The following is a 14,949-nucleotide window of genomic DNA, read 5'->3' on the forward strand; positions in this document are numbered from 1 at the left end:
CGATGTTTTTATTCAGGCAGTAGAGACTAGAGAATGCCCCGCTATAAAGTTACCGTTGAGTATGATGGCCGCAATTTCTTCGGCTGGCAGCGACAGGATAATGGCCCCACCGTTCAGGGCTCCGTCGAGCGTGCCGTAAAAGCGTTTAGCGGCGAAACGGTAACCATTGGCGCTGCGGGCCGCACAGACTCCGGCGTGCACGGCATTGGTCAGGTTTGCCATATCGACCTTTCCAAGGAATGGCCGGAAGACACTATTCTCAATGCGCTGAACTTCCATTTGCAGCCCGATGCCGTTGCCATTCTCAAAGTAGAAAAAGCTGGCGAAGGCTTTGACGCACGCTTTTCCGCGATCCGTCGCCATTACCGCTACCGCATCGAAAACCGCCCGATGCCGCTGACCCACTACCGTGGTCTTGCTTGGCATGTGAAGCCGGAACTTGATGCCGAAGCCATGAACGATGCTGCGCAGGTTCTGCTGGGTCATCACGACTTCACCACCTTCCGCCACACCCGTTGTCAGGCCAAGAGCCCGTGGAAGACCATGGAACGCGTTGTGGTTTATCGCCGTGAACAGAGCGTTTTTATGGAATGCTCTTCGCGCTCCTTCCTGCACAATCAGGTGCGCTCCATGATTGGCTCTTTGAAGCTGGTTGGCGAAGGCCGCTGGACCAAGGACGATCTGCGTAATGCGCTGGAAGCCAAAGACCGCAAAGCCTGCGGCCCCGTTGCTGTGCCGGACGGGCTATATCTAACACAGGTTGATTACCGCTCGCCTGAAGAAGATCTGCGCTCGCTGCGTGAGTATCAGGAAAGCCAGAAAGCGCAGGCGGACAGCGCTGGCGACAATGCCCGCGATCTGGAAGAGGATGCAGACGCTTAAGCGCGTCTTCTAAGAGATAGAGCTTATGCAAAGGGCCCGTCACGCGGGCCTTTTTCTGTTTTGGCAAGATTACCTGATACCGAAGCAGCGCTGCTCCTTGCCATTCTGGCAGTGAGAGCACCCGCTCATTTACCCGATGCGTTCGTTCGCACCCAGAGTTAGGATTTCGTATCCGGTCTCGGTCACCAGCACCGTATGCTCCCACTGGGCAGAGAGTTTTTTGTCAACGGTAACCACTGTCCAGCCGTCTTTCTTGGTGCGGGTTCTTTCCCCGCCCTGATTAAGCATCGGTTCGATTGTGAAGGTCATACCCGCCCTCAGCTTCTTACCAGCGCCGCGTCGGCCGAAATGCAGAACACTTGGCTCCTCGTGCATTTCTCGCCCGATACCGTGACCGCAATAATCACGCACTATGCTGTACTTGCGCTTTTCCGCGTAGCTTTGGATAGCAAACCCGATATCGCCCAAGGTCGCACCCGGTTTAACGACCCTGATACCTGCCAGCAGCGCTTTATAGGTCGTATCAACCAGCTTACGAGCCGCGGGAGAGGCCTCCGGCATTACATAGGTTCTGCTTGCATCAGCGATGAAGCCGTCCTTCTCCAGCGTGATATCAAGATTGACGATATCAGTGGCAGCCAGCTTGCATGTGGCGCTTGGCATACCGTGGCAAACCACATCGTTTACTGATGAGTTGAGCACATAGGCGTAGCCGTATTGGCCTTTACTGGCAGGGCGTGCCTTTAGCTCATTGACGATAAAGTCTTCTACCTTATCGTTGATTTCCATCGTGGTACGACCAACCACAACGAACTCGTCAAGCATATCGAAGACCTGAGCCAGCAGCTTGCCAGAAGCGCGCATCAGCTCGATTTCAGCAGGGCTTTTAATCATCAATCTTGTCCTTGGTCGGCAGAACATCGGCTTCTTCCAGCAAGCCCTCGATGATTTGCGTGAACGTCTTGTTCGGGTTCAGCTCTGCCAGCCTGCCCATCTTCAACCAGAATTCCGCCTGCGAATTCATAGACCTAGACATCACGATGCTGGCCTTGCGGACCTCATCATGGAGATCATCCGAAATTTTTACGATACCCATTGGTTACCTCTGGAAGAGCATTTCCCCTCGCTGTAGACCAAATGGAAAAGATCCGCAATAAATTATTATTAATTGCTATATATCGCTACACAACACTTCATGAGAAGAAGGAGGGTAGCTACCGTAAGTCGCATCGAGAGGGCGCTGGCCCATATGTATCATCGTAGATCTTAGTCAGAGAAACATCTCCAACGAACCAATACTTGTTGGCGTCATTTGGAATCCCCAATTCGGCGCAAAGAGTTTCCCGAAGGGGCGTAAGATGGATCTCCTGCCCGCGCCAATAAAGCGTGCGCTCGGTATAGACCTCGATGTCTTCGTCAGGAGAGGCAGAAAACGTTAGTTTGTCACCAATAGACAGCCCGCATGTGAAGTAATTAATAGGCGGGCGGCGCTCTTTTGTGCTTTCCAATCTTCCCAGTTGAAGACCAGCCTCCCAAAGTACCAAGCTAGCTTTTTGGTTCTCGGCATCCTTATTCAGGAGCCTGCGGGCATTTGAGATGAGCGTTTTGAGCTGCTCTTCAGACATCTTTTCGTAGTTCATGGTCACTCCGATGGCACACTATTTTGCCTGAGCATTCAAAGAACTACATCGATTCTGGCCAGAGCCATATATAGTTGAAACAACGACCCTACCAGAACAGGCGGGTGACGAGCTGCGTGATGACCAGCCCTAGGAAGAAGTCCATTACCACCATGCCCACTGCTAGGCCAAAGCTGGCCTGAGCAATCTTGATGGCAATAAAAAAGCGGAACCACATAATCCAGCCAACAACCAAAAGGCTGCTGAAAACGAGAGCCTCGCCAGACAAAATACCGATCAAAAACAAAAGGTTGAGAACGGTATAGGGAACGATGACGAGAATGGTGGTCCAGTTTCGTACCGTTATGTACGGCCCGTAGGTGGACTTGATGCCAATGGTTCCGGCAAGGAAGGCCAGAACGACCGGATAGGTCACCCAGTCCATCACCAGAGCAACCATCTTGGCCGTGTAGAACGAAGCGCCGGACATGACCGCTTCTTGATCACCAAGCACGAGGCCCAGCTTTCTGTCAGCGGCCACAGCGACCACGTAAAATGGCAGTAGAAGGAAGAGAACGGAGAAAGAGCGCCAGAACCCATCTACCGTCAGATCGAACCTGTTGATGCCCTGTGCGCGTCCACGCACCAGTTCCCAAGAACCGATCAAGGCATTTTCAATTTCCTGACGAGATGGCAGCATTCCCGCTATTTCCGTTCCCCTGTCTTTCGGTACTACGCGGACTTAAAATAGTCCTGTAGGAATTTCAGATAGATCTCGGCAAGCTTGTCGAGGTCATCTACGGCCACGCACTCGTTCACTTTGTGCATGGTCTGACCAACAAGACCGAATTCCACCACAGCGCAGTAGTTCTTGATGAACCGTGCATCCGAGGTGCCCCCGCCCGTTGAAAGGCTCGGCTTATGGCCGGTGACCGCTTCAATAGAGGCCGATAGTGTATTGATAAGCGCTTCATCATGCGTAAGGAAGCTATCGGAATGGTCTGGTGCAAATTCAATAGACCATTCCAACCCTTCTGGAGCTGCTTCATTCAGCACCTCGGTCAGGTGCGCTTGAAGCGTCGCCACAGACCACATGTCGTTAAAGCGGATGTTGAAGCGCGCCTTGACGCTGGCCGGAATGATGTTGTTGGCCGCATTTCCAACATCAACAGTGGTGCATTCGTAGTTGGAAGGCTGGAAGCGGTTGTTGCCTTTGTCCAGCTCCATTGCTTCAAGAGCACCCAGCAGCTTCAACATACCCGGAACAGGGTTTTCTGCCAGATGCTGATAGGCAACGTGCCCCTGCACGCCGTTGACAACGATGGTGCCGGAAAGCGAGCCGCGACGGCCGACCTTGATAGCCTCGCCCAGATAATCAGGGTTGGTAGGTTCGCCCACAATGCACGCATCAAACTTGATGCCGCGCTCATCAGCCCACTCAAGAAGCTTCTTGGTGCCGTTGATCGCAGGGCCTTCTTCATCACCGGTGATGAGGAAGGAGATGGTGCCCGGAACCTTGCCTTCGTTTTCTTTAAGGTAAGCAAGAGCTGCTGCTGCAAAGGAAGCAACGCCGCCCTTCATATCCGCAGTACCACGGCCATAAATGAAGCCGTTCTCGATCTCGCCGCCGAACGGATCATGCACCCATGCCGCTTCATCACCCACCGGAACAACGTCCGTATGGCCTGCGAAAACGAAATGGGGTTTGCCGGAGCCGATTGTCGCGAAAAGGTTCTCTACGTCAGGCGTGCCTTCCTGTGTGAACACAGGACGCTCGACGGAAAAGCCAGCATCAACGAGGATTTTTTCTAGTGTTGCAAGTGCGCCCGCTTCTAAAGGGGTCACGGATGGACACTTGATTAGATCACGGCAAATAGACACCGCCGGAGATAGAAAATCAGTCATAACAGAGGTCTAACGACCCTGCTCGGCTACGTCAATTCTACTCGTCACCAGCGCAGAGTAGTAATGCACCACTTCTGCACCAGTTTCGTTTTCACTTATTACGAGTGCGTGTGTATTTGCTGTCCGGTGTCGGGCCGTATTTGTTAGGGCCCTTCTCGCTTGGCTGGATACCAACGAAGAAGATGAACAGGAAGTTCAACAACGGCAGGAACGTAAACAGTGCGAGAAAGCCGTTCCAGCCTCTATCCTGCAAACGCTTGATAACCAGAGCCAGCTCAAACACCTTGGTTGCCGGAATCATAAACGGCAGCAACGAGTTCTGGCTGATGAAGTGATCAATGGTGATAGGCGTGGCCGTGTTCGGGTCAATGCTGGAGAGCACCTGCCCTGCCGTAACATTGAACGCAATGAACATAATGCACCACATCAAGCCCATTGCCAGCCAGAATGGTTGGCGGGACAGACGGCCAAAAGGCGACAAAAACAGCCATAAAAAACCGAGTTGAGGACGTGGCGACTTTGGCATTTACCCTATCACTTGCGTTTGAGTTTCTGCCTTGATCTACGCGCTCTCCCCTTGCCTTTCAAGGGGCTACCGGTGAAATGACTAGTCCTGCCGCCTGTGGCTGACGTTTTTTCCAAATCTATCGGGTAAACTGACTAGCCTTCTTCGAAGGCGGTCAAAACGTTTACGCAATTGATTCCCAAATCCTCAACAGCATAGCCCCCTTCCATGACGAAGAGTGTTGGCTTGCCAAGTGCCGCGAGTCGTTGACCGAGGCGCAAGAAGTCATCACTTTGCAGCTTGAACCAAGAGATCGGGTCTTCCTCAAATGGATCCATGCCCAAAGAGATAATCACAACATCCGGGTCATAGCGTTTGATCTGCTCTAGAGACTGGTGCAGCGCCAACGACCACGTATCCCAAGCAGTGCCAAGCGGCAGAGGATAGTTGTGATTGAAACCCTCGCCTGCACCAATGCCTTTTTCATCCGCATGGCCCAGAAAATAGGGAAACTCTGCCTTCGGGTCGGCATGGATAGAGAGGAACTGCACATCTGCGCGGTCATAAAACAGAGCCTGCGTACCGTTCCCGTGGTGATAGTCCACGTCGAGGATGGAAACCTTCTTGGCTCCACTATCAAGCAGAGACTGCGCCGCAATTGCTGCGTTGTTCAAAAAGCAGTAGCCACCAAAGAACTTGTTATGCGCGTGATGCCCCGGAGGGCGACAAAGGGCAAACGCCGTGCGCTCACCGCCAGAAATGAGCGAGGCTCCAGTCAGAGCGGTATCAGCACTTTTTCGGGCGGCCTTCCAAGTGTTAGGCCCTAGCGGCGAACCGGCATCAAACGAGTAGTAGCCAAGTTTTCCGTCAATCTGCTCTGGCACCACGTCGTTACGCAACTCACGGACAGGCCAGACGAACGGGAATGCTTCCTCTTCCTTTCGCCCTGCTGCAAGCCACTCTTCCCAAAAGCCTTCCAGAAACCGGAGGTAGCCTTCATCGTGAACCTTTTTAATCGGCTCTAAAGAAAAGGTATTGGGTTCAAATACTTCTCCCAGCTCAACCGCATGGATACGATCCAGCACCATTTGGGCGCGGGTTGGAATTTCCTTTGCCGGTTCAAGGCGGCCGTCCGACACCTCAAAACGCGGCGCATGCAGAAGCTGGTCCTGCGAGAAAATAGTCTTCAAAAATAAACTCCAAAATCAACTTTTTGAGCTGCCGCTCCTAACAAAAGCGGAACTCGGTAACCTGCCTGTATGGCTTGTTCCGGCTCATTGTCTCCTCAGAATACTCTCGGGCTCCTGCCCGTTTTTGCCAGCTACGCGGCTCAAGACAAATGCCGCTGCGGTTGCCGAATGGTGATGACAGGTGGGCTGGCCCCTTTGCCTCATGGCCCTGAACATCTTGAAAATGCACGCCCGGCTCTGTTGACCAGACCTCCATCTTCAAACCGCTTTCCGGCTCTTGCACTACGGCGCTAAGACCTGGAAACGACAGACGCTGCATTCGCAGGCAGTAGTCATGGTCGTAGGCTTGCTCTGCCCCGATCTCACGCATTTCGCGCAGGCAGTAAGGTGTTCCGGCCACATCTTCGATATGTTGGCTAGTTGCGCTATCTGCCTTGCCCGACACAATACCGTCTGCAGGGATCATGATGCGGTGATGATTGACGTGAGAGCCGCCGCCTAGATTGAAGTAGCTATGGAAGCTAGGGCTAAAGCGCGAAGGCTTGTCTGCCTTGCCAACAATCTCGATACGCAGTGTATCGCGATGGGTGAGTGTAAAGCGGCAGGAAACCTCTACAGCATTGGCAGTGCTCTTTTCACCTGCATAAGAAACACAGGAAAGAAGCACGCTATTGCCGGAGACTTCCTCCAGTTGCCAAACGCGTTGATGAAGGTCCTTTTGCCATGAGGCGTCAGAAAGGCCCTCCGCAATAATAGAAGGGCTAAAATCACCAGAATGCAGACCGCAGTGGGCATCATTGGCAAGGTAATCCTCAAGCTTGTCGAAGCTGAGGATCAACGGCTTTCCATCAAGTTCAAGTGAGCGCAGCACAGCGCCGTATGTCAGCACCTTTGCTTTCATCCGGCCACCGGAAAGGGTGACTTCCTCAACGGATTTTCCGCTTGGCAAGGTTCCAAATTCACGAATGGTCATAGCGCACGCTCCCCTGAATCTTACGTCCCCCCTCAGACGGATGTCCTACGTAGAATCATGGTGCCTGCGATATGCAGGTTGGGCAAGCCCTTCTAAAGAATAGATATTCTGCGTTGCACGAAAGCCCCAATTAACGCAGCGACAACAATAGTCCATCATCGTTGATGGTGAACTCATCGAAGCGTTCAAGCACGGACATTCCCACCAGCACAACCGAAAGCGCCCCATCGGGCAGGACAGCTGCCTCCACATTGCGCACTTCAAGCGGTCCAAGCTCAAGAACATCAATATGGATGAGAGCAGCTCTTACCGTGCCGTTGGCGGTTTTAATGCGATGGCGAAATGCGACGGGAGATGGCTCGTGGCCAATTTGGCGGGCAACGCTCATTGGAAGAGCCAGTAAGGAAGCTCCGGTATCAATGAGCGCGTTAACGCTGGTGTTGTTCAAGTAGACGCGGGCTTCAAACTGGCCCATGCGGTTGCGGGGAATTGAGATCTCTCCCGCTTTCTTGCCAGTGCCGGCTGTTTGGATGCGCTCTTTCTGGCCCTGACTGTCAACGTATGACTGGAGCAGCGGCGGCAACGCCAACGCAGCCACCACAGCAACGATCAGAACTGACAGAAAACGCCCCATCCTACTTCTGTGCCCCTGTACCAGTGCTTTGCACTGGTTCCCACTTACTGACGCCGCTAGGCTGCCGACTTGGTTACCTCGATTTGCAGAGCGAGCGCTGCGATTTCTCCGGCGTCCGGCGCGCTGGACTGCGCTCCGGTTTTCGTGCAGGCAAGCCCGCCCGCTGCACTTGCTTCTTTCAAAGCATCTTCCAGAGTTCTGCCTGCATCAATTGCTGCTGCAAAGGCCCCGACAAATGCATCCCCTGCCCCTGTTGTATCAACCGGAATGATTTGCGGTGCTGACACAGCGTAGGCATTCTTGCCATCGTGGGCAATAGCCCCTTTTGCACCCAGCGTAACAACGGTGGTATGGCCCAGTTTGCCCATTGCCTCAGCAAAAGTTGTGAGATCGGTCGGCAGACCCTTTGCCGCCGCGATATCCATCGCTTCGGTTTCATTGGCGATTACAAAGTCAGCAAGGCCTGCAAGCTCCGCCGTTTCCGCCCCCTTTGCAGGAGCGGTGTTAAAGATGATCTGCACGCCGCGCTCTTTGGCAAGCTGCATTGCTGCGCGGGTTGCATCTGCCGGCACTTCCATCTGTGTGACAAGCACGCCAGCTTTTGCAAGGAGCGGCTCCAGCCAATTCGCCTCAACGCGGGCGTTTACGCCGCTTGCAACGATGATCTGGTTTTCGCCGGAGCTTTCCACGCCGATCATCGCGATGCCGGTCGTTCCTGCCAATTGGTGAAGAGCAGAAAGGTCAACACCGGTTGCTTTCAAGTTCTCAATTGCGAGTGTTCCAAAAGCGTCCGAACCAATCGCGCCGACCATTGCAACATCAGCCCCAGCACGGCGGGCAGCCAGCGCTTGGTTTGCGCCTTTACCGCCTGCAAAGTGCTGGTGATCCGGCCCAATGACCGTTTCTCCTGCTTTTGGCAGTTCGCTGACAATGACAACAAGATCAAGGTTGATCGACCCGAACACGGTAATCATAGTTTTCCTATGCCCCTCAATGATTTGCTCTTTTTTGTAAGCGCAAAGGAGAAGAAGCTCAAGCGGTGAACTTAGTCTTTTCGCTTATCATTGAGGCCCATTTGCAAAGCTGTCAGATCGGCAGTGATGATTACCTACTGGCGATTGCGGTCATGAACTCCGATAGCATCGCCTCGTCCAGCGCCAGCCCGCGACGCACGCCAGAGCAAACATCAATGCCATAGGGGCGAACGGTGCGGATCGCATCACCTACGTTTTGCGCATTCAGGCCACCAGCAAGGAAGACTGGAACCGTTACGCTTTCAACGATTGCGCGGCTTAGTTCCCAATTGTGGGTTCTTCCAGTCCCGCCTAGTTCATTGGCAGAAGGGCGTCCTGAATCGAGGAGCAGCGAGTCTGCCTTGGTGGCGTAGTCCTGCGCCAGTTCGACAGAGTACTCATCTTCCACATGCACCACTTGAAGGATGCGAGTAGCGGCGGGAAGATCCAGCCGAAGGTCCTCGTAGATCTTGGGAGAGACATGATTGACCACCTGTATGGTGTTGGCTCCGCAAGCAAGGACATGAGTGACGATATCGCCAGCAGTCTCGTTGGAGGTTAGCAGCACGGTCGCCGTTGGCGGAGGTACCTGTTTGGTCATGGCGAGGATCGCGTCATCGTCCTCTACGACACCCGGACCACTTGGCATAGGACCGACAAAACCCAGAGCATCCGCGCCATACTTCAGCGCCAGACTGACTTCCTGCGCATTGGAAATACAGCAGATTTTTACCCGTGTGCGGTGAGCGTTTATTGGCATGGCAGGCAGCACTCCCTCCAGACTGATTTGCGCCAGCGTACAGCGCACTCTTTGCCAGAAAAAGAGGGACCTACGAAAAAAGCAGGGTCGTTTCCGGCCCTGCTTTTAGAGATCGTAATTTGTTTCCAGCGCTTACTTGGTGCCGTACATACGGTCGCCAGCGTCGCCAAGACCTGGAATGATGTAGCCTTTGTCGTTCAGCTGCTGATCGATAGCAGCGGTGTAGACAGGCACATCAGGGTGCGCTTCGTTGAACGCTTTAATACCTTCAGGTGCTGCCAGCAGACATACGAAACGCATGTTACGTGCGCCGCGCTCTTTAAGGCGCTCAACTGCTGCAATTGCGGAGTTCGCAGTTGCCAGCATCGGGTCAACAACAATCACCAGACGCTCGCCCATTTCGGAAGGCGCTTTGAAGTAGTATTCAACGGCGGTCAGGGTCTTAGGATCGCGGTAAAGACCTATATGCGCTACGCGAGCGGATGGGATCAGCTCCAGCATACCTTCCAGAAGACCGTTGCCAGCACGAAGAATAGAAGCAAAAACAAGCTTTTTACCAGCAAGGATCGGCGCTTCCATTTCCATGATCGGTGTTTCGATCGTGGTCGTGGTCGTCTTGAGATCGCGGGTCACTTCATAGCACAGAAGGTGGGAGATTTCGCGTAACAAACGGCGGAATTCCTGAGTTGACGTCTCCTTCATCCGCATGCGGGTCAGTTTGTGCTGCACGAGCGGGTGGTCTATGACAGTGGCTCCAGACATCGTCTTCCTCTTTATCTGGCCCCTTCCAGCGTTGGTTTGACTCGGGGCCTATCATCCTCGCAAAAATCCTAGCGCTTTTGCCTCAGGCATTGCGTATTGTCCAGCGTCTTGGCCGTTAAAATACGGTTCCGTCGCTAATAATCTCAATTGGCGGTGTACCGCCCTGCCGTTTCTCGGCGGCAATCTGCCGACCTGCAGACCAAGTTCCGCCTTCCAGCACGCAGCCAAGTGGCAACACGTCTGCTCCTACACCAAGATCAGTGCGGATCCAGTCGGCCAGTTTGTCGAGCAGCGCAACGGTAAGGGCGCGCCATTCAACGACTAGCTCGTTGCTGACCTCGTAGGTTCGCAGCGCTGCAGCAGGGTCTTTGAACTTCAAAACACCTGTATCGATAAACAAACCGCCATTTCGGTATTCGGCAAGGCCAGTCAGGCTATCAAGATCTGTTACCTCAATGCCTGCCCACGCCAGAGGCTCGATAAGGGAATAGGCAATCCACTGGGAGAGCTTATGGAAAGGCATCAGGCCCTTGGTCTTTTCAGAGCCGGTTACCTTTTTATGACGCCAAACATCACCCAGATTAACGCCGTCGATCTCTACAGGACCGCGCCAGATCGGGCCGAGACCATCAAGCACAAGCTCAAGAATACGCTCGCCAGTCAAAGGGCCAGCCTGCCCTTCATCATAGAGGATATCGAAGAGACCACCCGGACGCGGCTCGTCTTCTTCGCCAAACAGATCAGGACGCAAGGAAACCGCTTCACCCAGACGGCGCAGCAGTTTTGCGCGCCCTTCAAGGCCAACGAGAGGATTGTCTTCGCTCACCTGAAAACCATCTGCCAGTTCATCAGGGTCCATGCGGAACAGCGTTACGGCATCGGCCCGCAGAGGGTCCAGCGCCTTGCCGGAGAACATGCCGGAGGCGAACATAGACAAAGACGCAACGGCCAAGCCTTCCGAGCGGGAGAAGGTTTCACCCGTCACCGCCTCATGATAGGTCCACTTGCTGCCCGCGCCTGCATCCAGAACCACTGAGGTGATTGCCAGATCATAGGCAGCGCGTCCCATGCCGCGCACGTCGGAAAAGCGGCGGGCACCGGCCAGCATCGCCCATCGGTCTACGCCATCAATCTCGAAGTGACGCCAGCGCGAATGCAGCGGGATCTGCATATCCGGATAATTGGTCCGCATACAGGCCAGCGTTCTGCGAGCTGCTTCAGAAAGGCGGGATAGATCCACCTCGAAATGGTCGAGCTGACCTTGCAGGCCGAGGTCCAAAAGCTGGTGGGCACGCTCGCGCACAGCTTTGGCGGTAAGAAGCGAAAGCGCTTCTGAGGCTTCGTTTTCAATAGTCATCGTTTGATCGACCGACAATCTTCTCCAGATCGTGCTCTTCAAGCACTGGCGACTGAGTGTAATATCCGGCGGCCTTCTTGGCCTCCATTTCAACTCTTGCATCCAGCGGAATAAGCTCTTCAGGAAGAGGCACCCGCTCAAGAATTTCGATACCGGAGTTTACAATTGCATCGTACTTCATATCTGACATGGAAATGAACCGATTCAAGCGGGTTATCCCGAGCCAGTGCAAAATATCTGGCATCAGCTCCTGAAAACGTGCGTCTTGCACACCTGCAACACACTCTGTCCGCTCAAAATAGGTGGCTGCGCTGTCGCCGCCTTCCTGTCGTTTACGCGCGTTGTAGACGAGAAACTTGGTGACCTCGCCCAGTGCACGGCCTTCCTTGCGGTTATAGACGATAAGCCCAACACCGCCGTTTTGTGCTGCTGCAATGCACTCTTCAATGCCGTGGAGCAGATAAGGGCGGCAGGTGCAGATATCGGAACCGAAGACGTCTGATCCGTTGCACTCATCATGCACACGGCAGGTGATTTCCTTTTTGCCGCTTGCAAGGTCTTCAACTTCACCAAAGATATAGAGCGTTGCCCCGCCAATGGGCGGTAGGAACACAGAGATATCGGGCCGCGTGACCAGTTCAGGATACATACCGCCGGTTTGTTCGAACAGAACGCGCCGCAGGGCCATCTCGTCAGTTTCAAAGCGGGCGGCAAGACCGGGCAGATACCACACCGGATCAACCGCCACTTTGGTCACAACAGCCTCGCCATTGTCCTTGACGATCTTGCCGTCTTTTTTCAGGCGGCCCGCCTCAACAGCGCTCTTAATCTCCGGCATATCGAGATTGGCTTTGGTAATGGCAATTGTAGGCCGTACATCGACGCCTTGGGCGATGAGATCCTTGAAATCCGCCGCCACGCGGTGACCGAACGGGTCGAGGGAAACGATTTTGTTTTTGGCAAACCATGACTTATGTGGACCAACCTTCACCGTTGGGCTGGTATTTTGCAGGTCAGGCGTTTGCATGGGATCAAGTGAACCGGAAGAAACCGCAAGAGCGCGATAGAGCGAGTAAGACCCGCCGTGCACACCGATGGTGTTGCGGTTTGCCGGATTGGTCACTGTTGCCACGATAGGTCCGCGCTTCTTGGCGGTGCGCTCCCCCCAGTGAATGGGGAAAGCAGCAGTATCATTGGCATCAGGATGGCTTGTAAGCCGAATGTGCGGTGCCTTGGCTGTCATGGCATTGGCAGTCTAACAGACCCTCCATACACTTAGGCATTACCCTGAGGGAAGGTAGTGTGCCCTTTTTGACAGGTGATGGAAAGGCTCTTGTTAGACTGTGCCAGACTTGCGGTTAATCAGCGGTTCCAGCTTCCAGCTTTTCGTAAAGCTTCTTCTTCGTCGCTTCATCACAGAAAGCAGCATCAATCGCTGTCTTGGTAATTTCCTTCTGGATCGCACGATCCCAGCCGAAAACCCTTGAAGTCTCTGCGTATTCATGGCCAAGCGTGGACTTGAAGAACGGCGGATCATCAGAGTTCAGTGTGATTTTCACGCCTGCCTGACGAAGAATATTGACCGGATGGAAGCGCAGGTTTGTGTAAACGCCGAGGCTGACGTTAGAGCCCGGACAGACTTCCAGCACGATGCCTTCATCAACGAGGCGTTTCACCAGTTCAGGGTCTTCAACAGCACGCACGCCGTGGCCGATGCGGCTCACGCCGAAATAGTCGAGAGCGCCGATAACGCTTTCCGGTCCGCCAAACTCACCAGCATGAGCCGTTAGGCCAAGGCCAGCCTCTTTCGCCATTTTGAAGGCTTTGGCGTAGTTGGACGGGTGCCCCTCGCGTTCATCACCTGCAATGCCGAAGCCGGTAACCATCGGGTGCGGCTCGTTCACTGCGGTAAGGGCAGCATTTTCAACGGACTTGGCACCATAGTGGCGCACGCCTGTTGCGATCATACGTCCTTCAATGCCTGTTGCCTCGTTGGCCCGCTTAATACCCTCGGCAATGCCTTCCACGTAGGCGCGGTAACTCAGACCAGCGTTGGCAGCATGGTCGCTAGAGATAAAGACCTCACCATAAATTGCGCCTTCTGCGGCCAGCATGCGGAAGTAGGTTTCCGCCAACTCGGCATAGTCTTCCTGCTTGCGGAAAAGCGCTGCCGCTACATCGTAGGCCTTCAAGAAGGTGGTAAAGTCGTGCCACGCGTATTCACCAGCGCTGTTGAACAGATCGCCTAGATCCACGTTATAGCGCTGCGCCATTTTGCGAACCAAGGTTGGAGGTGCTGCGCCTTCGATATGACAGTGAAGCTCGGCGCGCGGTACTACAGTTGGTTTGGTAATCATAAATTAAAAGCCTTGCATCGGGTTGTCTTCACTGCGAACCAGCCAGTTATCCTTTGACCACTTGGCCTTACCATCCACCATATGCACGGCATAAGCATGACGGGAACGGTCAGAGCGGTTTGGCGCGGACTTATGCGGCACCTGACCGTGCAAGATGACCAGTGTACCCTTAGGCGCTACCAGCGGCGCATGCTTTTCATCTCCGCCCATTGGGGTTTCGTCCAGCGTTTCCATCACCAGCTTGTCGCCATCGTAGTGGAAGCGCTGGCGCAGTGGCTCCTTGTGGCCGCCCGGCTCACCGTAAAGGCCGCCGTTGGTGGCATCAGCATCTTCCAGCGCGAACCAGAAGCCCGTGCAGCTTAGTGGCTGCGTGTGCAGGAACGTGCTGTCTTGATGGCAGTTCACCTCACCGCCGATATGAGGCGGCTTCAAGATATACATGGACTGAGCCAGCAGCGGCTCTACCAGCCCCAAATCCTTGGCGGTACGTTCCATTTTGCTATTGCGGGAGAACTGGCGGAAAACCGGATCAAGATCGTGTAGGCCGTGACCCACCTTGTTAAGTGCTACCTGCTTGTCTTTGGTCAGCTTTCCACCTTCGCCAAACGCTTCTGCTTCAAAGAAGAAGCGGATTTTATCGCCGCTTTCACGGAAGTATGCATCACGGGCGTGGGTTTGAGCACCAGTTTCAAAAACCGAAGACACAGAGGCAGGGTCAAACGCGTCGATCAGATCACGCATCCGGTTTTGAAGCCCGTCACACTCCTGCGCGGTTACATAATCTTCAAGCACAAGGAAACCATCCTCCTTGTATGCTTCAAGCATTTCAGGCGTCAAAGATCCGTCACTTGTTGCCTTGAAGCTGCGTGCTTTCATCGTTCGCTCCCCTCCCTGATCTCCCCATGAGATCAGACCATCAAAATCTACTCTTACAACAACATTAGTGAAGGTACTTATGAAGTCAAAATCACCAAGTGTTGGCTCAACAAAAA

Annotated in this window: 17 protein-coding genes; 1 reads left to right on the forward strand and 16 read right to left on the reverse strand. The window is 54.0% G+C overall.

From position 1 onward, the window contains the following. Positions 1–33 precede the first annotated feature (33 nt). Complete coding sequence (gene truA / locus E1162_RS08035; protein ID WP_155129142.1) at positions 34–882, forward strand: tRNA pseudouridine(38-40) synthase TruA; 849 nt, start codon at positions 34–36, stop codon at positions 880–882. A 129-nt stretch (positions 883–1,011) separates the two neighbouring features. Here the strand turns inward: truA and map are convergent, their stop codons facing one another. The 16 genes from map to E1162_RS08115 all read right to left on the reverse strand — a co-directional run bounded on the left by map (position 1,012) and on the right by E1162_RS08115 (position 14,833). Then, positions 1,012–1,776, reverse strand: coding sequence for a type I methionyl aminopeptidase (gene map / locus E1162_RS08040; RefSeq protein WP_257098840.1), 765 nt, complete (start codon positions 1,774–1,776; stop codon positions 1,012–1,014). Then, entirely contained in the window at positions 1,769–1,978 is a 210-nt protein-coding gene (locus E1162_RS08045) for a ParD-like family protein (RefSeq protein ID WP_155129147.1), read from the reverse strand. The genes map and E1162_RS08045 overlap by 8 nt, the downstream gene beginning before the upstream one ends. A gap of 118 nt (positions 1,979–2,096) precedes the next feature. After that, positions 2,097–2,522 carry a hypothetical protein gene (locus E1162_RS08050; protein ID WP_155129150.1) on the reverse strand — a complete coding sequence of 142 codons (426 nt, stop codon included), beginning with the start codon at positions 2,520–2,522 and terminating at the stop codon, positions 2,097–2,099. 88 nt (positions 2,523–2,610) lie between these two features. Further along, entirely contained in the window at positions 2,611–3,201 is a 591-nt protein-coding gene (locus tag E1162_RS08055; protein WP_155129153.1) for a hypothetical protein, read from the reverse strand. A gap of 32 nt (positions 3,202–3,233) precedes the next feature. Beyond that, the gene (dapE, locus tag E1162_RS08060) at positions 3,234–4,406 is read right to left on the reverse strand and encodes a succinyl-diaminopimelate desuccinylase (RefSeq protein ID WP_155129156.1); all 1,173 of its coding nucleotides are present in this window, start codon (positions 4,404–4,406) and stop codon (positions 3,234–3,236) included. A 91-nt stretch (positions 4,407–4,497) separates the two neighbouring features. Continuing rightward, positions 4,498–4,932: a DUF805 domain-containing protein gene (locus tag E1162_RS08065; protein WP_155129159.1), complete on the reverse strand. Its 435-nt coding sequence runs from the start codon at positions 4,930–4,932 to the stop codon at positions 4,498–4,500. 134 nt (positions 4,933–5,066) lie between these two features. Then, positions 5,067–6,101 carry a histone deacetylase family protein gene (locus E1162_RS08070; RefSeq protein WP_155129162.1) on the reverse strand — a complete coding sequence of 345 codons (1,035 nt, stop codon included), beginning with the start codon at positions 6,099–6,101 and terminating at the stop codon, positions 5,067–5,069. A gap of 37 nt (positions 6,102–6,138) precedes the next feature. Then, positions 6,139–7,074 (reverse strand): aldose epimerase family protein, encoded by a 936-nt coding sequence (locus tag E1162_RS08075; RefSeq protein ID WP_155129165.1) that lies wholly within the window; start codon positions 7,072–7,074, stop codon positions 6,139–6,141. A 130-nt stretch (positions 7,075–7,204) separates the two neighbouring features. Next, positions 7,205–7,708, reverse strand: coding sequence for a retropepsin-like aspartic protease family protein (locus tag E1162_RS08080; protein ID WP_155129168.1), 504 nt, complete (start codon positions 7,706–7,708; stop codon positions 7,205–7,207). A 56-nt stretch (positions 7,709–7,764) separates the two neighbouring features. Next, entirely contained in the window at positions 7,765–8,682 is a 918-nt protein-coding gene (locus E1162_RS08085; RefSeq protein WP_155129171.1) for a ribokinase, read from the reverse strand. Positions 8,683–8,812: 130 nt separating this feature from the next. Beyond that, on the reverse strand, positions 8,813–9,481 hold the full coding sequence (locus tag E1162_RS08090) for a phosphoribosylanthranilate isomerase (RefSeq protein ID WP_155129174.1): 669 nt from the start codon (positions 9,479–9,481) through the stop codon (positions 8,813–8,815). Positions 9,482–9,613: 132 nt separating this feature from the next. Further along, positions 9,614–10,243, reverse strand: a complete 630-nt coding sequence (gene upp, locus E1162_RS08095; RefSeq protein WP_155129177.1) for a uracil phosphoribosyltransferase — start codon at positions 10,241–10,243, stop codon at positions 9,614–9,616. A 115-nt stretch (positions 10,244–10,358) separates the two neighbouring features. Beyond that, positions 10,359–11,600, reverse strand: a complete 1,242-nt coding sequence (locus tag E1162_RS08100; protein WP_155129180.1) for a URC4/urg3 family protein — start codon at positions 11,598–11,600, stop codon at positions 10,359–10,361. Then, positions 11,590–12,843: a GTP cyclohydrolase II gene (locus tag E1162_RS08105; RefSeq protein WP_155129183.1), complete on the reverse strand. Its 1,254-nt coding sequence runs from the start codon at positions 12,841–12,843 to the stop codon at positions 11,590–11,592. Before E1162_RS08105 ends, E1162_RS08100 begins: the two co-directional genes overlap by 11 nt. A 115-nt stretch (positions 12,844–12,958) precedes the next feature. After that, positions 12,959–13,957 (reverse strand): adenosine deaminase, encoded by a 999-nt coding sequence (locus E1162_RS08110; protein ID WP_155129186.1) that lies wholly within the window; start codon positions 13,955–13,957, stop codon positions 12,959–12,961. 3 nt (positions 13,958–13,960) lie between these two features. Beyond that, entirely contained in the window at positions 13,961–14,833 is an 873-nt protein-coding gene (locus E1162_RS08115; RefSeq protein ID WP_155129189.1) for a phytanoyl-CoA dioxygenase family protein, read from the reverse strand. Positions 14,834–14,949 lie beyond the last annotated feature (116 nt).

Origin of the sequence: Pseudovibrio flavus (genome assembly GCF_009711345.1) — a bacterium.
Taxonomy (GTDB): domain Bacteria; phylum Pseudomonadota; class Alphaproteobacteria; order Rhizobiales; family Stappiaceae; genus Pseudovibrio; species Pseudovibrio flavus.